At 53.3% G+C, this 23,456-nt stretch carries 24 protein-coding genes; 11 read left to right on the top strand and 13 right to left on the bottom strand.

Annotated elements, in window-relative coordinates; all coding sequences use genetic code 11:
- The first annotated feature begins 1 nt into the window (after window position 1).
- The 6 genes from DS739_RS06130 to mltG all read left to right on the top strand — a co-directional run bounded on the left by DS739_RS06130 (window position 2) and on the right by mltG (window position 5,340).
- Window positions 2–517: a YdcF family protein gene (locus DS739_RS06130; RefSeq protein WP_006115248.1), complete on the top strand. Its 516-nt coding sequence runs from the start codon at window positions 2–4 to the stop codon at window positions 515–517.
- Between the two features lie 171 nt (window positions 518–688).
- Complete coding sequence (gene fabD / locus DS739_RS06125; RefSeq protein WP_035351412.1) at window positions 689–1,633, top strand: ACP S-malonyltransferase; 945 nt, start codon at window positions 689–691, stop codon at window positions 1,631–1,633.
- A gap of 22 nt (window positions 1,634–1,655) precedes the next feature.
- Complete coding sequence (gene fabG, locus DS739_RS06120) at window positions 1,656–2,399, top strand: 3-oxoacyl-[acyl-carrier-protein] reductase (protein ID WP_006115245.1); 744 nt, start codon at window positions 1,656–1,658, stop codon at window positions 2,397–2,399.
- A gap of 303 nt (window positions 2,400–2,702) precedes the next feature.
- Window positions 2,703–2,942 (top strand): acyl carrier protein, encoded by a 240-nt coding sequence (locus tag DS739_RS06115; RefSeq protein WP_003628807.1) that lies wholly within the window; start codon window positions 2,703–2,705, stop codon window positions 2,940–2,942.
- Window positions 2,943–3,005: 63 nt separating this feature from the next.
- Window positions 3,006–4,316, top strand: coding sequence for a beta-ketoacyl-ACP synthase II (fabF, locus tag DS739_RS06110; RefSeq protein ID WP_006115244.1), 1,311 nt, complete (start codon window positions 3,006–3,008; stop codon window positions 4,314–4,316).
- Window positions 4,306–5,340: an endolytic transglycosylase MltG gene (mltG, locus tag DS739_RS06105; protein WP_035351418.1), complete on the top strand. Its 1,035-nt coding sequence runs from the start codon at window positions 4,306–4,308 to the stop codon at window positions 5,338–5,340. Before fabF ends, mltG begins: the two co-directional genes overlap by 11 nt.
- A 55-nt stretch (window positions 5,341–5,395) precedes the next feature.
- Here the strand turns inward: mltG and DS739_RS06100 are convergent, their stop codons facing one another.
- The 12 genes from DS739_RS06100 to DS739_RS06045 form a co-directional block, all read right to left on the bottom strand.
- Complete coding sequence (locus tag DS739_RS06100) at window positions 5,396–6,241, bottom strand: lipid-binding SYLF domain-containing protein (RefSeq protein ID WP_035351421.1); 846 nt, start codon at window positions 6,239–6,241, stop codon at window positions 5,396–5,398.
- A 91-nt stretch (window positions 6,242–6,332) separates the two neighbouring features.
- Window positions 6,333–7,160 (bottom strand): inositol monophosphatase family protein, encoded by an 828-nt coding sequence (locus DS739_RS06095; RefSeq protein ID WP_006115241.1) that lies wholly within the window; start codon window positions 7,158–7,160, stop codon window positions 6,333–6,335.
- Window positions 7,161–7,253: 93 nt separating this feature from the next.
- Complete coding sequence (locus DS739_RS06090; RefSeq protein ID WP_006115240.1) at window positions 7,254–8,177, bottom strand: lysophospholipid acyltransferase family protein; 924 nt, start codon at window positions 8,175–8,177, stop codon at window positions 7,254–7,256.
- Window positions 8,174–9,169, bottom strand: a complete 996-nt coding sequence (gene lpxK / locus DS739_RS06085; RefSeq protein ID WP_006115239.1) for a tetraacyldisaccharide 4'-kinase — start codon at window positions 9,167–9,169, stop codon at window positions 8,174–8,176. The genes DS739_RS06090 and lpxK overlap by 4 nt, the downstream gene beginning before the upstream one ends.
- The gene (locus tag DS739_RS06080) at window positions 9,163–11,187 is read right to left on the bottom strand and encodes a glycosyltransferase N-terminal domain-containing protein (RefSeq protein WP_170315275.1); all 2,025 of its coding nucleotides are present in this window, start codon (window positions 11,185–11,187) and stop codon (window positions 9,163–9,165) included. The genes lpxK and DS739_RS06080 overlap by 7 nt, the downstream gene beginning before the upstream one ends.
- A 15-nt stretch (window positions 11,188–11,202) precedes the next feature.
- On the bottom strand, window positions 11,203–11,691 hold the full coding sequence (locus tag DS739_RS06075) for a DUF934 domain-containing protein (protein WP_035351716.1): 489 nt from the start codon (window positions 11,689–11,691) through the stop codon (window positions 11,203–11,205).
- Complete coding sequence (locus DS739_RS06070; RefSeq protein WP_006115237.1) at window positions 11,678–13,369, bottom strand: nitrite/sulfite reductase; 1,692 nt, start codon at window positions 13,367–13,369, stop codon at window positions 11,678–11,680. Before DS739_RS06070 ends, DS739_RS06075 begins: the two co-directional genes overlap by 14 nt.
- 33 nt (window positions 13,370–13,402) lie before the next feature.
- The gene (locus tag DS739_RS06065; RefSeq protein ID WP_006115236.1) at window positions 13,403–13,744 is read right to left on the bottom strand and encodes a DUF2849 domain-containing protein; all 342 of its coding nucleotides are present in this window, start codon (window positions 13,742–13,744) and stop codon (window positions 13,403–13,405) included.
- Window positions 13,745–13,937: 193 nt separating this feature from the next.
- Window positions 13,938–15,818: an adenylyl-sulfate kinase gene (gene cysC, locus DS739_RS06060; RefSeq protein WP_006115235.1), complete on the bottom strand. Its 1,881-nt coding sequence runs from the start codon at window positions 15,816–15,818 to the stop codon at window positions 13,938–13,940.
- Window positions 15,819–15,846: 28 nt separating this feature from the next.
- Window positions 15,847–16,641 (bottom strand): sulfate adenylyltransferase subunit CysD, encoded by a 795-nt coding sequence (gene cysD / locus DS739_RS06055; protein WP_003628792.1) that lies wholly within the window; start codon window positions 16,639–16,641, stop codon window positions 15,847–15,849.
- Between the two features lie 64 nt (window positions 16,642–16,705).
- Window positions 16,706–17,470, bottom strand: coding sequence for a phosphoadenylyl-sulfate reductase (locus DS739_RS06050; protein WP_006115233.1), 765 nt, complete (start codon window positions 17,468–17,470; stop codon window positions 16,706–16,708).
- Window positions 17,471–17,792: 322 nt separating this feature from the next.
- Window positions 17,793–18,068, bottom strand: a complete 276-nt coding sequence (locus DS739_RS06045) for a DUF333 domain-containing protein (protein WP_081461399.1) — start codon at window positions 18,066–18,068, stop codon at window positions 17,793–17,795.
- Window positions 18,069–18,237: 169 nt separating this feature from the next.
- Between DS739_RS06045 and bioB the strand changes: the two genes are divergently transcribed.
- Genes bioB through DS739_RS06025 form a run of 4 tightly spaced genes read left to right on the top strand, consistent with a single transcriptional unit; the run spans window position 18,238 to window position 21,186 of the window.
- Window positions 18,238–19,248, top strand: coding sequence for a biotin synthase BioB (gene bioB / locus DS739_RS06040; RefSeq protein WP_035351428.1), 1,011 nt, complete (start codon window positions 18,238–18,240; stop codon window positions 19,246–19,248).
- Window positions 19,249–19,251: 3 nt separating this feature from the next.
- Window positions 19,252–19,902, top strand: a complete 651-nt coding sequence (queE, locus tag DS739_RS06035) for a 7-carboxy-7-deazaguanine synthase (RefSeq protein ID WP_006115230.1) — start codon at window positions 19,252–19,254, stop codon at window positions 19,900–19,902.
- Window positions 19,903–19,904: 2 nt separating this feature from the next.
- Window positions 19,905–20,645: a 7-cyano-7-deazaguanine synthase QueC gene (queC, locus tag DS739_RS06030; RefSeq protein WP_035351430.1), complete on the top strand. Its 741-nt coding sequence runs from the start codon at window positions 19,905–19,907 to the stop codon at window positions 20,643–20,645.
- On the top strand, window positions 20,638–21,186 hold the full coding sequence (locus tag DS739_RS06025) for a 6-carboxytetrahydropterin synthase (protein ID WP_035351433.1): 549 nt from the start codon (window positions 20,638–20,640) through the stop codon (window positions 21,184–21,186). The genes queC and DS739_RS06025 overlap by 8 nt, the downstream gene beginning before the upstream one ends.
- A 48-nt stretch (window positions 21,187–21,234) precedes the next feature.
- On the opposite strand, the gene DS739_RS06020 is transcribed toward DS739_RS06025, so the two are convergent.
- Window positions 21,235–22,734 (bottom strand): malate:quinone oxidoreductase, encoded by a 1,500-nt coding sequence (locus tag DS739_RS06020; RefSeq protein WP_035351721.1) that lies wholly within the window; start codon window positions 22,732–22,734, stop codon window positions 21,235–21,237.
- A gap of 287 nt (window positions 22,735–23,021) precedes the next feature.
- Between DS739_RS06020 and DS739_RS06015 the strand changes: the two genes are divergently transcribed.
- Entirely contained in the window at window positions 23,022–23,456 is a 435-nt protein-coding gene (locus DS739_RS06015; RefSeq protein WP_006115227.1) for an OsmC family protein, read from the top strand.

Below are 23,456 nucleotides of genomic sequence, written 5' to 3'. Positions count from 1 at the left end.
AATGTCAGCACTGCCCGTCATTATTTTTGGTGCAGCCCTCAACCCGGATGGCAGCCCGTCTGTTGCGCTGTTAAACAGGGTGCATTCTGCGCTTATGTTTGGCGCTGCGCATGGGCCTGTTATGTATATTCCCACAGGTGGCGTGCCACAAAATGGCCAGACGGAAGCAGACGTTATGGCCGCCTGCCTGTTAAAGGCTGGTATTGCTCCAAAATGTATTCTGCCCGAGCCCACGGCAGGAGATACGTTTGATTCCGCTGTTGCTTGCACGCATCTGCTACGCCGGGCAGGGTATCTTACGGCTCAGCCCATAGCGGTTGTTTCCAGCCCTTTGCACCTGCCTCGCTGTGTTTTGCTCATGCGTCTTGCGGGGTGGAAAGTGCAGCCCGTGCCATTTTTACGTGCTCAGCCGCATGTTCCCAACATGCGCAAAAAACTCCTACGTATCGCGCATGAATGCCTTGCCCTGCCTTGGGATGCACTGCTTGTTCTGGGCTGGCGTATTGTGCGGCGTTAAACTGCGCCGTATTCTGCCCCCGATTTCCTGCCGGTCTGCGTTTTGCGTGGCTTCCTTTTATGGGCCGCCATATTGCGCAAAGCATAGAAAGCAGCCCGTGCAGTTCATGATCTTGCCAAAGCAGGTGGCTTCCATCCGTTTGGCAAGGAAAAATTTGGAACAGTGAGTATCATGGCCGTTTACGCATTTGTTTTTCCCGGACAGGGCAGCCAGTCTGTTGGCATGGGGCAGGAGCTTGCAGAGGCTTTTCCTGCGGCGCGTTCTGTTTTTGAAGAAGTTGATGACGCCCTGGGCGAAAAACTCTCCAAAATCATTTTTGAAGGCCCGATAGAAAGCCTTACCAGCACAGAAAACGCTCAGCCTGCACTTATGGCTGTGTCCATGGCTGTTCTGCGCGTTCTGGAACAGGATGGCGGTTTGGATCTTGCTGGCAAAGTTACGTTGCTTGCTGGGCATTCTCTGGGGGAATACTCTGCTCTGGCCGCGGGGCGTGCCTTTGGTGTGGCAGAAGCCGCACGCCTGCTACGGCTGCGCGGGCAGGCCATGCAGAAAGCAGTTCCCGCTGGGGAAGGCGGCATGGCGGCCCTGATTGGCGTAACATTGGCACAGGCAGAAGATATCTGCACCAAAGCCTCTGCCAAAGGCGATGTAGAAATTGCCAATGATAACGGCGGCGGCCAGATTGTTATTTCCGGCAAGATTGCAGGTATTGATGAAGCCATTGCTATCGCCAAAGAATTGAAGATCAAGCGCGCACTCAAGCTGCCGGTTTCTGCACCATTTCATTCTTCGCTCATGAAGCCAGCAGAAGATGTGATGGCCGAAGCATTAGCCAAAGCTGACATTACCGCCCCGATTGTGCCCGTAATTGCCAACGTAACAGCCGAGCGCGAAACAGATACCGATACGATTCGGCAAAATCTGGTGCGTCAGGTTACTGGCCGTGTGCGCTGGCGGGAAAGTGTAGCCGCTATGGTCGGCATGGGTGTGGATACATTTGTAGAAATTGGTGCAGGCAAGGTGCTTTCTGGCTTGGTGCGACGCATTGATGCCGAAGTATCTGGTCTTTCTGTGGGCACGCCAGCCGATATCGAATCTTTCCTGAAAACTTTGTAAAAACAGCGGGTAAACAAAAATTATGTTCAAACTGGACGGAAAAACCGCACTGGTTACAGGCGCAACAGGCGGTATTGGCAGCGCCATTGCGCGTTTGCTGCACGCACAGGGTGCAAAGGTTGTGCTGTCTGGCACGCGTGAAGCCGTGTTGCAGAAGCAGGCGGAAGAACTGGGGGAAGGGCGTGCATTTTACGTGGCAGCCAACCTTTCTGATCCAGCAGAAGCCGATGGCCTTATTGCCAAAGCGGAAGAAGCAGCTGGGACGCCTGTTGATATTCTCGTCAACAACGCGGGCCTTACGCGCGATATGCTGGCCCTACGCATGAAAGATGAAGACTGGGATCAGGTTCTAAACGTTGATCTGTCCTCTCCTTTCCGGCTGTGCCGTGCCGCACTTAAGGGCATGCTGCGCCGCCGGGCAGGGCGTATTATCAATATTTCCTCTGTTATCGGTTCCACCGGCAATGCTGGGCAGGCCAATTATGCGGCTGCAAAAGCAGGTATTGTGGGCATGAGCAAATCCTTGGCGCAGGAAGCCGGTTCGCGTGGCGTTACGGTAAATGTTGTGGCCCCAGGCTTTATTGTTACCCCCATGACAGACGTTCTGCCCGATGCGCAAAAAGAAAAACTGCTGGGTGCGATTCCACTGGGCCGCCTAGGCCAGCCAGAAGATGTGGCTTCTGCCGTGCTATATCTGGCATCAAACGAAGCCGCATGGATTACAGGCACCACGCTGCACGTAAACGGCGGCATGGCAATGGTTTAAGGGAGTTCTCCCTTAAATTTGGCCTCTAGAATGTCTGCGCAGAAGAGAGGGTGCAAAATACTTTCAGATGTGGCAGACAGACTATGCAAACACGCGCATAATCAAGGGGGCGGAAGAAAGACTTTTCCGGTTTGCCTTGGCTTGTGATGGAAAAACGTGCTAAGCGCCCGCAACCCCTGTTGCTGGGGAAGAATAACGGAAGCAGTGCTGTTTTCTATTCTTCCACCAATAGGGATTGTGGTAGAGCAGGCACCAGAACAACCTGCCCGCATGTAAAACCGGGCCTATGGGATACAAAGACAGATGAGCGAAATCGCTGATAAGGTTAAGAAAATCGTGGTCGAGCATCTCGGCGTCGAGGAAAGCAAGGTCACACCGGATGCATCGTTCATCGATGATCTGGGCGCTGACAGCCTTGATACCGTTGAGCTGGTGATGGCGTTTGAAGAAGCCTTCAATGTCGAAATCCCGGAAGATGCAGCGGAAAAAATCACCACCGTTAAAGATGCTATCGATTACATCGAAAAGCAAAAAGCTGCCTGATTTTCAGGTAATTTTGCGTTTAACGGAACTGTGGGTCCCTCTACTATTTGAGGGACCATATACGTGCAGAACAGGGAGCGGGCTGGTTTGTTGCAGTCGGCCGGAGTAAATTCTGGACGGAGACGGGTAGTCGTCACCGGAATGGGCATCGTCGGACCTCTGGGTCTGGGTGTTGAAAACGTATGGTCACGTCTGATTGCAGGCGAAAGCGGGATTGGTAGAATCACGCAGTTCGACCCAAGCGATCTGCCGGCCCATGTGGCTGGGGAAGTGCCGGAAGGGCCGACCGCAGAAGGAAAGCTTACACTTTCCGAGTGGATTTCCCCCAAAGACCAGCGCAAAATGGACCGCTTCATTCACATGGGGTTGGTGGCAGCAACGGAAGCGGTGGAGGATTCCGGTTGGAAACCCGAAACCGAAGAAGATAAATGCCGCACCGGTGTAATGATTGGCTCTGGCATTGGTGGTCTTCAAACCATCTATGATGCCTCCATTACCGTGCATGAAGGTCGGGCGCGGCGTCTTTCGCCGTTCTTTATCCCGTCCGCTCTCATCAATCTGGTTTCTGGCCATGTTTCCATCAAATATGGTTTTCAGGGGCCAAACCATTCAGTTGTTACGGCTTGCGCTACCGGCGTGCATGCCATTGGTGATGCCGCGCGCATTATCATGTTTGGTGATGCCGACGTAATGGTAGCTGGTGGTGCAGAAGCAACCGTTTGCCCGTTGGGCATTGCTGGCTTTTGCTCAGCCCGTGCGCTATCTACCGGCTTTAATGACACCCCCGGAAAAGCCTCCCGCCCATGGGATAAAGACCGTGATGGTTTTGTAATGGGTGAAGGTTCCGGCGTTGTGGTGCTGGAAGAATATGAACACGCCAAAGCCCGTGGCGCCAAAATTTATGGCGAAATTATCGGCTATGGCATGTCTGGTGATGCATACCACATTACCGCACCGGCAGAAGGCCATTACGGGGCATACCGTGCCATGCGCGCTGCACTGAAAAGTGCAGATCTTACCCCGGCAGACATCAACTATGTTAACGCCCACGGCACCTCCACCATGGCGGATGACCTTGAGCTGGAAGCTGTTGAACGCCTGTTTGGTGATGATGCCCGTAAGCTGGCCATGTCTTCCACCAAATCGGCCACAGGCCATTTGCTTGGCGCGGCTGGTGCAGTAGAAGCCATTTTCTCCATTCTGGCTATTCGGGACAACGTGGCGCCGCCTACGCTGAACTTGGATAACCCATCGCGTGAAAGCGTGATTGACCGCATTGCCCATACAGCGCAGCAGCGGGAAATCAACGTGGCTCTTTCTAACAGCTTTGGATTTGGCGGCACAAATGCCAGCCTGATTGTGCGTGGCGTCTAAACCAAAAAGAAAGCCTGCAAAACAGCCTACCAAAAAAGGTCGTGCTGCCCTGCAATGGCTAGGGGGCCTGTTTCTTCTTTCTGCATTAGCAGGGGGAGGAACAGGTTTTTTTGCATGGTATAGCTATATAAAACCGGGGCTTTTGCCAGAAGCTATAGATGTTGTTGTGCCACACGGTGGTTACGCCAGCACCTTAAATGCACTGCAACACGCGCAGGTGCTGCCATCTGGCTGGTTCACAGATAAGCTGTTTGTCACGGCCATTTCTCTTACACGTAAAAGCGGCCAGCTACACGCAGCAGAACTGCATTTTCCGCAGCATGTTTCCATGCAGGATGTGCTGTTTATTCTGCGGCATGGTAAACCTGTTTTACATAAGCTGACCATTCCTGAAGGGCTTTCTGCCCGTCAGATCCAAGCTGTTATTGCCTCTGCTCCTTTTTTAGAGGGCGAAACACCCTTGCCCACAGAAGGCAGCATATTACCGCAAACCTATAATTACCTGCGGAATAGCGAACGTGCGGATATTGTAAAACGTGCGCAAAACGCCATGCAAACGGCGCTAGATACTGTCTGGCAAAAGCATGATCCAGCCCTTGATGGCATGATACCATCCCCACAGCTTCTGCTTGTTCTGGCATCCCTGATAGAAAAAGAAACAGCCTTACCTGCAGAAAGGCCCATGGTTGCACGTGTTTTTCTAAACCGCTTGCAAAAAGGCATGAAACTGCAAACAGATCCAACCGTGATTTATGCCATAACACATGGTAACCCGCCGTTGGGCCGCGCACTTACGCGCACTGATCTTGCTACGCCAGACGCATATAATACATATGTTGTTACAGGGTTGCCTCCCGGGCCTATCTGCTCACCCGGCATGTCCGCATTAGAAGCGGCAGCACATCCTGCCAGTGGAGATGCACTTTTCTTTGTGGCCAATGGCAATGGTGGACATAATTTTTCCACCACTCTGGCTGAACATAATCGGAATGTTTCTGCTTTTCGGCAGCATAATACGCATTAAGCGCCTTCCATCCCATAAAGGGCAGAAAGCGCTTAATTTTGTAACCCAGAAAAACTTATCTAGACGGGCTCAGGCTTTCCTGCTTGATACCACCACCGCCAGATGCCCCAACGGTATCTGCTGCCAGAGCATCTGCATCGCTCTGAGAAACCGTATTGCTGTTAGATGCGCGTGAGGATGTAGAAGATGCACTTACGTTTTTTGCCATGGCTGCATAACGCATCAGCACACTCCTCAGGGGGTCTGCATCCGGGTTATTCACACGCATGCTCACCACAATATCTTCCGGCCCAACACTCTGCTTGTAGTATTCACGGTTAGCATCACTGTTCACTGTCAGCTTGCTGCCTCCCAGAGAAGCACCGGCAAATACACCCTGAGATTTCTGGGCAATCAGAATATCTGTATTGCGCGCGCCAGCATTCCCCTTAGCAACTGCCGTGCTCATGCTGGCAAAAGAGGCACCTGCATTGGAAGAAAACTGGAACTGGCTATCCAGCAGAGCCTGCAAGCCGCGATCCGTCATGACAAAGAAAACGATCTCGGAACTCTGCACCCCAAATTGCAAACCGAATGATGCGGTGCTGAGGGTGTAAAATGCCGGATCAGACCACGAGCCGCGCGCATCACGCGCCAGCAGCAGGCAGCCACCATGTGCGCCGCCAAATGCAATAGACATGCGGAACATATCTGGGCACACCATGACAGCACGCGCTTTAGCCAGATTGGTTACCATCGGACTTCGGCTGGTTGCGCCTACAAAAACATCCTGCACGCTCAGGGCTGCCTTATCAACCAGTGCCTGCGGCTTATCAGCCGCCTGAGCCGGCGCTGCAACACACAGAGAAAATGCTGCAGCCAAAGCCAAAGAAGCAGAAGAAAGATGAGTAACCAGACGCATGCCGGAATTCTCCACAATAAGCCGGTAAATATGATCTGCTAGAAAGCACGCTTTTGTGGCCGCAGAAAGGCCCTGCGTGCATGTTTTTCATTTATGCCAGCGGAATGGACACGGCCTCGGAAAGAGCCTGCGCAATATGCGGGTTTGCTGCCATAATTGTAGCTGGCCCTGTCAGCCCGCCTTCCTGCAGAAAAGGTGAAACTCGTGCGCCAGCTTCTGCCAGCAAGGGCAGGGCGGCAGCCACATCCCACAGGTTAATAACGATTTCAATATAGCCATCCAGCCGCCCGCTTGCCACGTCAGCCAGCGCCAGCGCACCACATCCGCCAGAACGCGGCATGGTGCCCATTGCCATAATGGCATCCATTTTTTCCATAAACACAGGCTTGGGCACTCTGTTGCTCCAGCCCATTTCAATCATGGAACTGGCAGGGTCCTTTACCGGAGAAGCCTGAATGCGCTTGCCATTCAAAAACGCGCCATATCCACGCAGGGCAGTATAAACTTCGCCCAAAGCGGGGGCATCAATCACACCCGCAACGGGTTCATCTCCATCCAGCAAGCCAAGAGAAATACACCACCGACAGCGACCGCGTGCATAGTTGGATGTGCCATCAATAGGGTCCACCACCCAGCGCAGGCTGCCTGTGCGTGCCACGCCGCCTTCTTCCCCCTGGAAGCCATCATCGGGGAAAAGCGCTTTCATGCGGTTGGCAATAAAGGCTTCTACTGCACCGTCTGTTTCTGTCAGCCAGTCCTGTGCAGATTTTTGCGATGCCTGCGGCCCACCCGGTGGCGGACGCATAGCCATGGCCATCTGTGCAGCATCATGCACCACAGCCCGCGCGGCTTCCAAACGTGTGGCAAGGGCAGGGCTGGGTGAAGACATATTGCTGTAACTCCTGATAAAATAAGGCATTAAAGGCTGAACACATCATACGCCTTTACAGGCAGCAAGACGAGCGCGCAGGCCTGCATTCGGCCTATGCCTTGCATGCACATGCCCAAAACACTAGGCTTTGCGCTTATAAAGTTCCTTGGGCCAACGCCGGTGTAACCACAGCCAGCTTTCTGGCTTGCGCCTTATCCATGTTTCAAGGCGATCATTAATCATCTGCGCTAATATGTGCAGATCCTGCTTGCGGTCTCCCGTATCTGGCAGGTCCAACGGTGGCTCAACCACAATACGCAACCGGGCTGGGCCAAGGCGCTCTACATAGCCGGGAATAACAGGGCAGCGATAACGTAGCGCCATAGCGGCAAGGGCAGGGGCTGTCATTGCGGGGTGGCCGAAGAATGAGACCTCAATGCCATCATTCATTTTCTGGTCAACCAGCATACCCAGCCTGCCACCCTTGGAGACGTAGGAAAGCGCCTCCCGCGCGCCTTTGGCACCTTTGGCAAATAGCGGCACAGGCGTGTTGCCCATGGCTTTATCACGCAACCGGCGGATCATGCCATCTATTAGCGGGTTGCCTGCTGCGCGGTAAAAAGAGGCAAAAGGTGTGCCATGCCGTGCAACACCGGGGGGCAGCATTTCCCAATTTCCGATATGGCCAGACACAAACAGAACAGATCCACCTTTGCGGGCCTGTTCTTCCAGATATTCTGCACCCTTAACCTCAAAACCGGGGCCAGAGAGCGTGTTTTCCTGCAAGGCCGCTATATGAGGCAGCTCTCCAACCGTGCGGCCGAGATTTTCCCACACACCATGCACAATCTGGCGCCGCTGTTGTGGGTTTAGCTCTGGCATAGCCAGTTCCAGATTGCGATATGCCACCCCAGAAACCGGCAGTTTAGGGCCAATAAAACGGCAAACACGCCCGGCAACATTGGAAGCGGCAGAAGGGCCTAGCCATGTAAGAAACTTTAGCAGACCACTTGCTAAAAGAGCTTCTGCCTGCATCAAAGTGGCTGTAAGGGCTTTGCTGCTCATCCTGCTGATCCATTCAGAAACTGGTTCAACAAGGCCTCAGGCGCGGCTGGATTCTGCCACACCAGATCCACCCCTACGATAAGTACTTTCTGACGGAAATATTCAGGCAAACGCACGGCATCCTTGGGTGTTGTCACCAAACACGCCTGCAGAGAGACAGCCATATCTGCCAGACGCTTTAAATCTTTTTGTTTATAAAAATAATGATCAGGAAAGGCTACGGTCTGCGCTAATGTGATGTTGCAGTTTTTAAGCCCTTCAAAAAATTTTTCTGGCCGCCCCAGCCCCGCAAAAGCTACGCAACGTTGCCCTTGTAACGCGCTAACAGTATCGGACTGTTGAAGTTCTGCCTGCATAACATGTGGTGCCACGTGCCCGAACCGCGCCAGAAATCCTGTTTTATCTGGCCCGATCAAAACTGTGGCCTGTGCACGCCCAAAAGCCTGCGCTGGCTGCTCTCTTAACGGGCCAGCGGGCAATACGTAACCATTGCCCAAGCCTACGCCACCATCCACCACCAGCAAGGACAGATTTTTGTAGAGGGATAGATTTTGAAACCCATCATCCATCAACAAGCAATCTGCGCCATGAGCCACAGCCATACGGGCAGAAGCCGCACGATCTGCGCCAACCCATACAGGGCAAAGCTGTGCCAGCAGCAAGGGTTCATCCCCCACATCCTGTGCGGTGTGTTGTGCCGGGTTTACTTGTGTTGTTGTGCGTAGGCGTCCGCCATATCCTCGCGTGAGAATGTGGGGCTTTTTACCACGACGGAGCAGGCGGGCAGCTAAATCCAATACAACTGTGGTTTTGCCTGCGCCACCTACAGAAATATTTCCGCAGCACAGCACGGGTACCGGAGCTGTCCAGCCCTGCTGGTGCTGCTTGCGTGCCGTTATTGCCGCTACAATGCCCGCAAATGGAGATAACAGGAGCGGCCTTATTGTTGCAGAAGGCTGGCTCCAAAACGCGGGAGCGCGCAGCTTTACCATATTTGTGCTAGAATATGCTTGGCCAGACGTTCCGGCAGATCTGCGTTGGCTGTCGCAATGTGCTGCACATTCTCGCCCAGTTGTTGGCGCTTGGAAGGGTTTGCGAACATGTCCCGCGCCCATACCGCCAGCTCCTGCGCGTTGCTGACAATCGTAACGCCTGCCGCCATGTGCTGGAAGGCATCTGTAAAGTTCTGCACCAATGGGCCAGATGCAATGGCACACCCCAGCCGAGCAGGCTCAAACGGATTATGCCCGCCGCCGCCGCCCAGCACGCCGGGCAGGCTGTTGCCAATAAACACACAGGGTGCCAAACGAAAAAACAGCCCTAACTCACCCAACGTATCGCACACCCAAAGCAGATCATCTTCAGTCGGAATCTGGCCAGCCCCACGGCGTGGCACATACCCCAGCATTACGCTTAAGTCTGCCCCACGCTCTGGGTGGCGTGGAATAACCAGCACCAACACATCCGGGTAATCACGCCGGATAAGCTTGGCTGCCTGCGCAATCTGCTGCTCTTCACCCGGATGCGTGGAAACCGCAGCCAAAATTCTGCGTCCTGCCAAACGTTCTTTCAGGCCTGCCAGTTCGGCTTCATTTACCGGCAAGGGTGGGGCGGCTATTTTTAGGTCTCCCGTTTCAAGCAGCTTGGAGGCACCAAGTTGTTGCAGCCGCTGTGCATCTTCATCAGAACGGGCAGAAACCCATGCAAAACGCTCCAACATGCGCCGTGCCACTCCCCCCATACGCTGCCATCCTTTAAAGGAAGATGCAGACATGCGGCCATTAACCAGCATGACAGGAACATTACGCGTATGGCATAGCCCCAGCATGTTGGGCCACAATTCGCTTTCTGTAAAAACAGCGGCTTTTGGCTGCCAGTAATCTAAAAAGCGTCTGCCCCAACGCGGCACATCCAAGGGCATAAACTGGTGTACAACGCGCGGATTTACAACGCGCTGTGCCAATAAACGTGCAGCCGTTACCGTGCCTGTTGTGACCAATACCTGAAGATCAGCTTTTTGCGCCAAGCACGCGGCAACAAGCGGCAGGATGGAAACGGTTTCTCCCACACTGGCGGCATGGAACCAAACCAGATTTCCGCTGCACCGAGGCAGTGAAGGAAAACCCATTTTTTCCCGCACACGGGCTGGAATTTCTTTTCCTTTGGTTTGCCGCCATCTCAGGAAAAAGGGCAAAGCGGGAGAAAGAACAGAGGCTGCCACCTGCCACACGCGCGAAGGCATAAGAGAAAGTGGGCTAAGGGCTACTTTTTCTTGCGAATAACCTGCGGGAGAAGACATGTTGGAAGGCTGTTGCGCTAGGTGCATCATATTATCCAGCGCGTGTTCCAACTGTTGGGTAAAAGTTTCGCTGCTGCTGCTTTCTTCCTGATTATGCCGCCGCATATCTATGGGTGGAGCACATGCCATAGTGCCATGACCAAAAGGCAGCGGAAAAATCATCCGATCCCATGTTTTCAGCCGTATGCCGGTGCATGTTGCGCCCACCAGCACAATGGGTTTACCCGCCAGCTTGGCAAGAGCCAGTGTACCTTGCTGTGCCTGCCTGCGTGGGCCACGCGGCCCATCCGGCGTGATGGCAACAAGGGTGGCATTGCGCAAGCTTGCACGCATCCGCCTAAGCGCCGCAGCACCACCTTTGTTTTTTCCTTTGGAATCTGATGATCCGGCAATGGACCAAATACGCCACGGAGCCACCACATCTGCAATCATGCGGCCATCACGGTTGCGGCTTATCAGCACACGCAGGCGGATATGAGGGTTCTGAGGCTCGGCCCACCACCATAAAGCTGGCGTAAGGGGCAGTATTTCGTGCCAGAAAGCTACGACTGCTGTTTGCCCATTCTGGCTGGTTAACAGCGGCCACGCCTGTTCGTTTACCCGAAACGTCCAGCGCGTGGTTTTAAGTGCAAATCCCAAGTACTGGCGTAAACTCCATACGCCAGCCTTGCGGGCCAATATTTTACAGTCTGTTTTCAGGGTGCGCAGCATAATCACGCAGCCTGATTAGGAGAGAAATCTCCTGAACGCAAAACCTTCCGGCTTTTCGGTCAACACAGAAGGCTGATAGGCGATGGTAAAGCGATGATGTGCTTTTTCCCACACATCAAGTTTGCTGCCTTCAGGAATAACCACCTGATCAACCCCGCAACGCAGCAAAAACTCGTATTGATCCGGCAGGAAATGCCCAGTTACACGGATTTTGCCAGCATAGTGCAGGTGTTCACGCAGGGTACGTGCCTGCGTAAATGCCCGACCATCCCGGAAAATGGGGAATGTGAGGCACACAACATCAAGCCGGGGCAGGGCAGTTTTAAGGTTTTCCACCTGCTCATCCTGTTTGAGCAAAACGCCCAAACGTCCATTGCCATTACGGCCCAGCCCTTCAGCCAAACGCGCCAACGGCACCAGCACATCACCTTCCGGCAAAGGCTGACCATCCTGTGCAATCAGCCATGTGTCTTCAATAATCTGGCCGTTTTCAAACAGGGGCATAAGCTGCATCCTTGAAGGGGGCTGTGCCAAGGCGGCGGCACGTATCAATAAACCGTTCTCCGGCATCACGCTGGGCCAGATATGTATCTATGATGCGCGCCACAGCATCAACCGTTTCATCTTCAGAAAGTGCAGACCCCAGAATCTGCCCAACCGAGGCATCTTCCATCGCGCTGCCGCCCAGAGTGATCTGGAACGCTTCCTCACCCCGTTTATCAACACCCAGAATACCAATATGGCCTGCATGATGATGCCCACAAGCATTGATGCAGCCAGAGATATTCAGCCGTAGGCTACCAATTTCCTGCTGGAGTGTGGCATCGCCAAAGCGTTCGCTCAGCTTTTGCGCAATGGGAATGGAACGGGCATTAGCCAGCGCGCAATAATCCAGACCGGGGCAGGCAATAATGTCTGTCACCATCTCGATATTGGCCGTGCCTAGCCCATTTGCTTTAAGAATCTGCCACAGCTCATGCAGCGCATCCTGCCGCACATGCCCCAACACCACGTTTTGCAAATGCGTAATGCGCAGTTCGCCAAAGCTGTATTTATCTGCCAGATCAGCAAGCAGATCCATCTGGGCGGATGTAACATCCCCCGGAATACCGCCAACCGGCTTGCAGGATATAGTAACGCATGCATAGCCCGGTTGTTTGTGGGCATGCGTGTTGGTGCGTACCCATGTATCAAATGCCGCATCTGCTTTTTGTTGAGCAGCCAGCGCATCAGCCGCGCCGTTTTCTGACTGAAACTCCGGCGTGCCAAAGCGAGCCTGAATGGCTGCAACAATTTCTGGTGGCAGGCGATAGCGCGCCCGATCCATAGCTGCAAATTCTGCGTTCACCTTAGCCAGAAAAGCTTCTGCGCCCAAAGCCTGCACCAGTATTTTAATACGGGCTTTGTACATGTTATCGCGCCGCCCGTATTCATTATAAACACGCAGCACAGCTTCCAGATAGGCAATCAGATCTTCTTCTGGCAGGTCATCTCGTAGCTTTACACCCACAATAGGGGTACGGCCCAAGCCACCACCAACATACACCTCAAACACGGCACGGCCATTTTCACCCTTGCGGGCCAGCAGGCCGATATCATGAAAGCGCGCGGCAACACGATCTTGCTTGCTGCCAGAAATGGCAATCTTGAACTTACGTGGCAAAAACGTAAATTCCGGGTGCAGGGTGGACCACTGGCGCAGGATTTCAGCATGCACGCGCGGGTCCAGAACCTCATCCGCCGCAGCACCAGCAAACTGGTCTGATGTAACGTTACGAATGCAGTTACCACTTGTTTGAATGGCGTGCATTTCTGCATCGGCCAGCACGTTCAGAATATCTGGCGTATCTTCCAGCTTGATCCAGTTGAACTGGATATTCTGTCGCGTTGTAAAGTGCCCGTAATCCCGGTCATACGTTCTGGCGATATGTGCCAAAGCGCGCATCTGGGAAGAACTGAGCGTGCCATACGGAATGGCCACACGCAGCATATAAGCATGCAACTGAAGGTACAGGCCGTTCATCAACCGCAGGGGTTTGAACTCTTCTTCGGTCAGCTCACCAGCGATACGGCGTTGAACCTGATCCCGAAACTGCTCAACACGCTGCTTAAGAAACGTACGATCAACATCATCATACGCGTAACGGCCAACCGAAAGGGCAGGCTGGGTGGAATAAGACATGGCTTTAACTGTGTCCGTCTTGCTCTGCTGGTATCAGGCGCTGGCGTGTTGCGCAGCCTGCCATGCAGGTGTGAACTCGGCATGAACGCTTGGCCCAAGGGCACGAATACGCTCCCGCGTGGTTATGGGCAGCAGGCCAGACGATGTTTGCGCAACCTGCACACCATACACCCCAACCACTTCATCCGCAGCCGCTTTTGCGTTCTGGCGGGCCAGAATCTGTTCCATTTCCGCATTGGGGAAAGGGTGCGCATGCTGGATAAAAAGCTGCCATTCTCCTTGCGCATCCAACCACACAATGCGCCCATCAAGCAGACGGTTGGCTGTTACAACGCTCAGCCCTTGTTCATCCCGCCGATTATTTCTCCGATCCAACGCTTAATCCCTTTCTGCCCCCGTGTGCAGGTTGAGAATTACACAACAGATGCGAGAATATCAATATACCACGAATTAATAACGTATCTTGAAGCATCCCCGGCACCTCAAAATACACATATGCTTTTAACAACCACCTGCAAGGGAAAATAAGGCGGGTATTTTACACCCGCCTTATCAAGCCAGAGCGCAATCAGGACTGCGCACGCGCACCCGCTTTGTTACGCACGGCGTCTTCCACAAAAGTCACCAGCGTTTTTGTGGCAGCCTCTACACTATCCTTACCTGTTATCAGGTGCAGGGCAGGCTTGGCAGGGGCTTCATACGGGGCATCAATGCCCGTAAAGCCACTGATTTTTCCTGCACGTGCTGCGGCATACAGCCCCTTGGGGTCACGCTGTTCACAGGTGCCCAGATCAGCATCTACAAACACTTCCTCAAACCCATCACCAATAATCTGCCGGGCCAGATCACGATCGGAACGCAGAGGAGAGATCAAGGCCACGATAACAACCTGACCGGCATCACGCAGCAGGCGAGCCACTTCCGCAGCACGGCGTACGTTTTCGGTTCGGTCTGCTTCAGAGAAGCCCAAATCCTTGCACAGACCAGCGCGCAGTGTATCACCATCCAGCACTGTTACATCCACACCATCTGCAAACAGACGGGTTTCTGCCGCACGGGCCAGCGTGCTTTTGCCAGAGCCAGACAGACCAGTCAGCCAGAACACAGAGCCTTTATGGCCTTTAGCGCGTTCACGATCCTGCACGGTAACGGTGCTGGCGCTTGGATGAATAACCTTTTCACCATCTGCAATATTGGCCGGGCCAATAATGGGTGCCCCCCCCACAATACGCTGCTGGCGGTCAACCAACACACCACGGCCATCCGTTGTGCCGGGTGTGAACGGGTCAAACTGAATGTTTTCTGCCGCAGACAACACAATTTCCGCAAAGCCTTCGGGCGGAACTTCCGTGCCGGGGTGTTCTGTCAGATCATCCAGATCCACCACTTTATCAATGGCGGTAACGGTAACGGCGTGTTCTGCCGTAGCCAAACGCAGGCGGAAATGCTCACCCACACGCAGCGGCTCCTGACGCAACCAGAACAGACGCACCCGCACGCGGGAAGCTTCCATTGGACGTGCATCCGCATGATGCAGCAGATCTCCACGATCAGGAATCACGTCTGGTTCCAGCGTGACTGCGATGGACTGCCCAGCAGAAGCAGAAACATGCGGCGCTGTATGCCAGCTTTCAATCGATGCAATGCGGGCAGGGGTTTTCTGTGTGCCGATAATAACGGTATCGCCCACGCGCACCCGGCCACGCTCAACACGGCCTGCCACATAACGGGTGTTATCAAAACGGTACACGTCCTGCACGGGCAGACGAAGCGCCAGCTCGGAGCGGGAAGCGGGAGAGGGCACGCTGGCCAGAGCTTCTGTTAGCGTGGGGCCTTTATACCACGGAGAGCGCTCTGAGCGGCTGGCAATGTTATCACCATCACGCGCAGAAGCCGGAACGAACAGGGCCGCTTCCAGCCCCAACTTGTTCAGCAGTTCCGTTACGGATTTTTCGACGGCCTCAACCTTAGCCTGATCGAAATCAAGCAGATCCACTTTGTTCAGCAGCACAATAACGTGGCGAATACCGATAAGGTGCAGCAGCATGGCGTGGCGGCGTGTCTGTTCACGCGCACCTTCCTGTGCATCCACCACCAGTACTGCGGCTTCTGCATCGGCGGCACCTGTAATCATGTTGCGTAGGAACTGGCGGTGTCCTGGTGCATCCACAATCACAAATTCGCGCTGCCCCAAGCGGAACGGAATACGGGTGGAATCAACAGTTACGCCCTGATCGCGTTCAATCTGAAGGGAGTCCAGCAGGAAGCTCCACTCAATCTTCAGGCCGCGCTTTTTGGATGATTCAATAATCTGGGCAACCTTGCCATCCTGAAGGCTGTCCGTATCGTGCAGCAAGCGCCCGATAAGGGTGGATTTGCCGTGGTCAACATGCCCCACAATCACGATTGGCGTGGCGGCATCCTGAGATGAATAAATTTTTTCGCTCATGATATTTTATTTCCAGTCCACGCCGTAATCAGAGGTAACCCGCCACACGCAGGCGTTCAAAAGCATCTTCGGATTCATGATCCATTGCGCGGCCTGCGCGTTCAGATGTTTTGGTTGTTTCCAGCTCTTCAATCACTTCCGCCAAGGTGGAAGCATTGCTTTCTACCGGGAAGGTGATGTCTGAATCACCCAAGGAACGATAGCGCTTGCCATTTTTGGAGAAATACAGATCAACCAGCGGAATGCCTTCACGCTCAATATAACGCCAGATATCAATTTCACGCCAAGCCAGCAGCGGATGCACACGAATATGCATGCCTTCTTCGTGTGGGGTTGCGTACTGATCCCAGAATTCGGGCGGCTGATTGCGGATATCCCACTTATGGCTGGCACCACGGGGGCTGAAAACACGTTCCTTGGCGCGTGTTCCCTGCTCATCACGGCGGATACCGGCAATAACACCCTGTAGCTTATGCTTTTCAATCATAGCGGCAAGGCCTGCTGTTTTACGCGCAGCAGAACGGGCGGCAGGCGGAAGGGAGGGATCCATATCCTCTACCGGCGGGCACTCACCCAACAGCAGATTGAGATCCCACTTTTTGGCGTATTCATCCCGAAATTTGTACATTTCCGGGAACTTCTTGCCGGTATCAACATGCATGACAGGGAAGGGAACCCGGCCCAGAAACGCCTTTTTGGCCAGCCAGACCATAACATTGGAATCTTTACCCAAAGACCACAGCATGGCCAGAGGTTTGAGCTTTCTGTAGGCTTCTCTCAGAATAAAAACGCTCTGAGCTTCGAGTTGATCAAGATGATCCATGTTTCCGTTTCCGTAACCCTGTGTATGACACAATGTGGCTGAGGGTAAAATCAGCCAGAACCCGTTAGTGTTTAATGTGGATACCGCATTCGGTTTTGTTCAACCCGGCCCAACGCCCGGCCCGCGCATCCTGATCACCATTGACTGGTTGCGTGCATGGGGCGCAGCCGATGGAAAGATAGCCTTCAGCCACCAACGGGTGAGAAGGCAGCTCCCGGCGCTGCATTTCCTGCGTGATGTCTTCCGCACTCCAAAATGCAAGAGGGTTCAGCCGCAGTTGCCCATCTTCTCGTAATTCCACAATTTCCAGCGTAGATCTTGTAGCAGCCTGCCCACGTTTACGCCCGGTAACCAGTGCCTCATAGGGCAGAGAAGCCACTTTTAGGGGCTCTACCTTACGCAAGGCGCAGCAGGCATCGGGATCAAACGCCCACAATTCTCCCGTAGGGTCTCGATTTTCCACCTGCTGGGGTTGTGGCGCAATGTCCTGAACGTTGGAAAGATGCAGAAAATCCGCCAAATTCCGCCGATATTCAAGGGTTTGTGGAAAGTGTTTCCCGGTATTCAGAAACAGCACTTTCATGGCCGGATCAGCCTCTGCCACCATTGCCAGAAGCAATGCAGATTCCGCCCCAAAAGAGGAGAGGACAGCCAACCGATCACCCAAAAGCTCACTTGCCTTGCGCAGCAGAAGAACGGGGCTCTCCTGCATGGGCACAAGCTGCTTTGCTATGGTTACTGTATCATCAGAAAGAGCAGTCACTACACACAAACCCGTATGACAGAAAATGTAATTAACGACGTGATACAGATATAATAAGGAACTCACAACCCAAAGTTCAACGCTGCAAGGGTCGCATTCCTCAATTAACCATCATAATGAATAGTTATATACACGATCCCTCATACATTCATGTTTTATAGTCAATTTTGTTGGCATAATATATCTTATGCAATTTATGGCCGTTTGAAAAATATCCCGATCCATCAATCACATCAGCGCCACGTCCTTTCGCATGCTCATTCTGGCGCCCTAAAATCCTAAAATCGATCCACCCTACCGCCTAAAACGCTCAAAATGCCCGATGCAAAGCCCCCTCACGGGTTAAAACGCCCTGCATCAGGCCAAAATTCATGTTCGATCGATCACATTACTTTTTGGGCATCGGATTATCCCTACGGAACAGTTCCCATTCTTCCATCACGCTACCGTCTGGCAGATGGCAGTAGCTGATCTGCCCCTTGTCTGTGCTTTCGGTGCTCAGCGTGCCACCTTTTTTAATACAATAGACTGCGGCCGGATTAGGCATCCGCAACGGCCGCACAGCACGGTTGGCATTTTCTTCATGTTGATCATGGCAGCCACCCAGAATACCGGTGATTGCTACAGCAAGGATCGCGCCGGAAACGCCTTTTTTTGCAGACATTTTGTTCTCCTTCATTCCAGCCGCATCGTGACAAGCTGAATTATAAACATTTAGTATGGCGCATAGCCCTGAATATGTCTTTAACAAGCAACGTGAAAACTGGCCTTGCGTCGATAAAAAGGCTATAAATCACTTTCCTTCTCTATAAATCTGGTTCGGTTTGCACTCCATGCCTGATGGTTCTTCCCCGCTTGCTCACTCTTCTGTCTCATCCTCTTCGGAAGTCCGCCATGATTGGACGGTCGCAGAAGTTCAGGCCTTGCTTGACCTGCCATTTCCTGAACTGATGTTCAGGGCGCAAACGCTGCATCGTGCTACGTTTGACCCCACGGAAATCCAGATTTCCACGTTGCTTTCCATTAAAACTGGCGGCTGCCCGGAAGATTGCGCCTACTGCCCCCAAAGCGCCAAGCATGAACAAGGCGTAAAGGCAGATAAGTTGATGGCCGTGGAAGCCGTATTAACCGAGGCAAAAAAAGCCAAGGCCGCTGGTGCCAGCCGTTTTTGCATGGGGGCTGCGTGGCGCTCTCCCAAGGAGCGCGATCTGGATACCGTGTGCGCCATGATTGAAGGCGTAAAGCAGCTTGGCATGGAAACCTGCGTAACACTCGGTATGCTGGATAACACACAAGCCCACAAACTGCATGATGCCGGGCTGGATTACTACAACCATAATCTGGATACTTCGCCGGAATATTATGGAGAAATCATCAGCACCCGCACCTATCAGGAACGGCTGGATACACTTTCTAACGTGCGAGACGCAGGCATTAATGTGTGCTGTGGCGGCATTGTGGGCTTGGGTGAAAATGAAACAGACCGTGCGGGCCTGATTACAGCGCTTGCCACCCTGCCCGCACACCCTGAAAGCGTGCCGATCAATCTGTTGGTCAAAGTGGAAGGCACGCCGCTGGCCAAAGCGGATGAAGTAGAACCGCTTGACTTTGTGCGCATGATTGCCGCCGCCCGCATTACCATGCCCAAAAGCCGTGTACGCTTGGCCGCTGGCCGCGAAAACATGAGTGATGAAACGCAAGCTCTCTGCTTTTTGGCCGGTGCCAACTCTATTTTCTATGGTGAACGTTTGTTGACCACCCCTAACCCACAAGCCACGCGTGACAGAGCTTTGCTGGATAAGCTTGGCATGCACACAACAGGCATTGGCCTGCCTTCTGCATAATTCATGACGTATTCGGTTAAAGAAATTTTCCTTACCCTTCAGGGTGAAGGCGGACAAGCGGGCCGCGCGGCGGTTTTCTGCCGCTTTACGGGCTGCAACCTATGGTCTGGGCGAGAGGAAGATCGGGCTACAGCCACCTGTCAGTTTTGCGATACCGATTTTATCGGCACGGATGGCATAAACGGTGGCAAGTTTGAAAACGCAGCAGATCTGGCGGCAACCATTGCCAGTTTTTGGCCACAGCCCACGCAGGATGTAAAAGCAACTGGCCAAAAACTAGTTGTTTTTACGGGAGGTGAACCCCTGCTCCAGCTTGATACCGCCCTGATAAATGCTATGCACGCCCAAGGCTTTACCATTGCGGTGGAAAGCAATGGCACAATAGCCGCCCCTAAAGGCATAGACTGGTTGTGCATTAGCCCAAAAGCCGGGGCTGAACTGGTGCAAAAAGCAGGAACCGAGCTAAAACTCGTATTCCCTCAGCCGGGTATTGACCCAGCCTCTGTGGAAAATCTTGATTTCCAACATTTCTGGCTTCAGCCTATGGATGGCCCGCAGCAGGCAGCCAACACGCAGGCTGCTATTGAATACTGTCTGGAACACCCTTTATGGGGGCTTTCGCTCCAGACCCACAAGCTTATCGGAATACCTTAATCATGCCTCTTCCCGCCCGTGATAAACAGGAATCTGCCCTCGTTCTTTTCTCTGGTGGCCAAGATTCCGCAACCTGTCTGGCATGGGCGCTGGAACGCTATGGGCGCGTAGAAACGCTGGGTTTTGATTACGGCCAACGCCATGCGGTTGAACTGGAATGCCGTGCCAGTATTCGCCAAGGGCTTGTCAATCAGAATCCCACATGGGCAAGCCGCTTGGGGGATGACCACACCCTGCCCTTGCACGCACTGGGCGAGGTTTCCGAAACGTCCTTAACGCGAGATGCTGAAATCAGCATGGCGGAAAATGGCCTGCCCAATACGTTTGTACCAGGCCGAAACCTTATTTTTCTAACTTTTGCGGCTGCTTTAGCTGCGCGGCGCGGCATTAAGCACATTGTTACAGGTGTGTGCGAAACAGATTACTCGGGATACCCGGATTGCCGGGATGATACCATCAAGGCTCTACAGGTTGCGCTCAACCTTGGTATGGAATCCCGCTACGTTCTGCACACACCTTTGATGTGGCTAGATAAGGCCGAAACATGGGAACTGGCAGAAGAACTTGGCGGACATCCGCTTGTTGAACTTATTAATAAAGAAAGCCACACCTGTTATTTAGGAGAGCGCGGCATATTGCATGCATGGGGGCATGGATGCGGCACCTGCCCTGCTTGTCAGTTGCGTAAATCTGGGTGGGATGACTACGTAGCCCATAAAAAAGGCACACAGACTCATGCCTGATCTTGTTTTTACCCGCCGTTTTTCTATGGGGCATCGGCTCATTCATGGTGCGAGCGAAAGCTGCGCCCTGCCCCACGGCCATAATGAGTTTGTGACTGTACGCTTAAAACCCACATCTTTTGCGCCTCTGGATGGCAAAAGCAATATGCCGGTATCCTTCCAGAAAGCCAAAAGCACGTGGCATCGCTTTGTGGATGAAAAGCTGGATCATGCCTTGCAGCTTGCAGAAGATGATCCACTGCTGGCGTGGTTTCAAACCAACGAGCCCGCCCGTGCGGCCCGCATTGTCACGACACCGGGAGACCCCACCACAGAATTAATGGTTTGCCTACTTATGGCCAAGATCAACGCTTTTCTGGCAGCAGAAGGCGGCGTTTTGTGGTGTTCTGAACTGAGTATTCAGGAAACACCCACAAATACGGTCTCTTTTTCTGGCAATCCGGCGGAGTTTATCCCTACCCCACGCCCGCCAGAAAATTGTTGGTGGAACCGGGCGGATATGAGCATATCCAACACCGATAGCCCGGTTACCGTTATCTGATAAAACGCAACAAGAGCCTGCCTTATAACAAGCAGGCTCTCTGCGATATCAGGCTTCCTTCAGCCCCAGAACGCTGGTGGTTTTATCAAATAGCTGTGCACACAGTGCCGTATTATCCGCCAGTTTCTGGCCGTAAGATGGGATAATCTGCTTCAGCTTATCTTCCCATTCTGGCAGCTTACTGGCAAAGCACTTCTTCAGCACTGTCAGCATAATTGGGGCTGCGGTAGATGCTCCCGGAGAAGCCCCCAGAAGTGCGGCCACAGATCCATCTGCGCTGGAAATAACTTCCGTACCAAATTGCAGAACACCACCTTTTTTGGCGTCTTTCTTGATAATCTGCACACGCTGGCCCGCTACAACCAGTTCCCAATCCTTGGCTTGGGCATCGGGAATAAAGTCACGCAGCGCCTTTATCCGATCATTGTGAGACTGCATGACCTGTTCGATCAGATACTTGGTGAGCGGCCAGTTATCACGAGCGACCGCCAGCATGGCGCTGATATTGCCCGCCCGGATGGAACGCGGCAGATCCATCAGAGAACCATTTTTCAGGAACCGAGTGGAAAAGCCCGCATATGGGCCAAACAGCAGTGCTGGTGTGCCATCTATCATGCGTGTATCCAAATGCGGAACAGACATGGGCGGCGCGCCAACAGAAGCCTTGCCGTAAATTTTGGCATGATGCTGGGCAATAATATCCGGGTTGGTACAGCGCAGGAACTGGCCACTCACCGGAAAACCGCCAACACCGCGAGATTCTGGAATACCCGTTTTCTGCAACAGCGGCAGGGCTCCGCCACCCCCGCCAATAAAGACAAACCGCGCCTTAACCTCACGCTCGGTATTCAGGCGCGTGTCTTGCACCTTGATAACCCAGCGGCCATCTGAACCCCGGCGAATATCATGCACATCATGCTTTGTATGCAGTGTGCAAGCCGGGGTGCTCACCAGATAGGTAAACAGTAAGCGCGTTAATGCACCAAAGTTTACATCCGTGCCACGCAGGCTGCGGGTAACGGCCAAATTCTGCCCTGCGGGCCGATTACGCATAATGAGTGGTGCCCACTGCGCAATCTGCGCCTGATCCTGCGCAAACTCCATGCCGGAAAACAGCGGATGCGCACTCAGCGCCTTGTAACGCGCTTGCAGGAAGGACACGTTTTTATCCCCCCATACAAAGCTCATATGCGGCACGGGGGTTAGGAAATCTCGCGCAGAAGCCAGAATGTTCTGCTCAACCAGATATGTCCAGAACTGGCGAGAAACCTGAAACTGCTCGTTTACGTTAATGGCTTTGCTAATATCAACGCTGCCATCGGCCTGCTGTGGTGTGTAATTCAACTCACACAAAGCGGAATGGCCTGTGCCGGCATTATTCCAGGCGTTGGAGCTTTCTTCCGCCACGCTATCCAGGCGTTCAAAAATACTGATGCTCCAGTCCGGCTGAAGCTGCCGCAGCAGGGTTCCCAGCGTGGCGCTCATGACGCCCCCACCGATCAGGACGACATCAACAGAAGAAGCGGTATCGGTCGTGGTGGAACTCATCGTGGTCTCCGCATTGTCAGCCGTATTTGCCTTTTGCACCTTACATGCTGGCAGGGCTGGATCCATACCTGCACATGCTCCCAACTTCTTTTGCATGCAAGAAAGAAGTATGCGCGCGCGGCAGGCCTTTAACTGAAAAGCATTATAGGCACATCGTTCCGCTCTCGCCTGCTCATCTCTGCGAGAGCATGGCAGCTTTTCCTGAACCATTCCCCCAGAAAGGCGTTTGGGCTGCTAACCGTTAGAATAGTTTTCTAGCATGCACACATAAATGGAAGGGTTTTTACATGAGCATTATCAAATACGGCACAGCCCATTGGGAAGGCGCTATTAAGGAAGGCAAAGGCACAATTTCTACCGAAAGTGGCGCCTTAAAAGATCAACCTTACGGCTTTAATACCCGGTTTGAAGGCAAACCCGGCTCCAACCCAGAAGAGCTTTTGGGCGCGGCCCATGCGGCCTGCTTTTCCATGGCTTTTTCGCTTATTTTGGGTGAAGCAGGGCTTACCGCCTCTGCCATTGATACACGGGCAGATGTCAGCTTGAACAAAAAGGATGGCGGGTTTGAAATAGATAAAGTTAACCTCACCCTTAAGGCGCGTATTCCGGGCGCCACGGCTGATCAGTTTGAAAAACTGGCCACAAAAGCTAAGGAAGGTTGCCCGGTTTCCAAACTGTTCAAAGGGGCCTCCATTACCTTGGAAGCCACTTTGCTGGACTAA

Source organism: Acetobacter sp. JWB, from assembly GCF_003323795.1.
Classification (GTDB): domain Bacteria; phylum Pseudomonadota; class Alphaproteobacteria; order Acetobacterales; family Acetobacteraceae; genus Acetobacter; species Acetobacter oryzifermentans.
The sequence above is the reverse complement of the archived record's forward strand: the minus strand, read 5'-3'. Positions and strand labels throughout refer to the sequence as shown.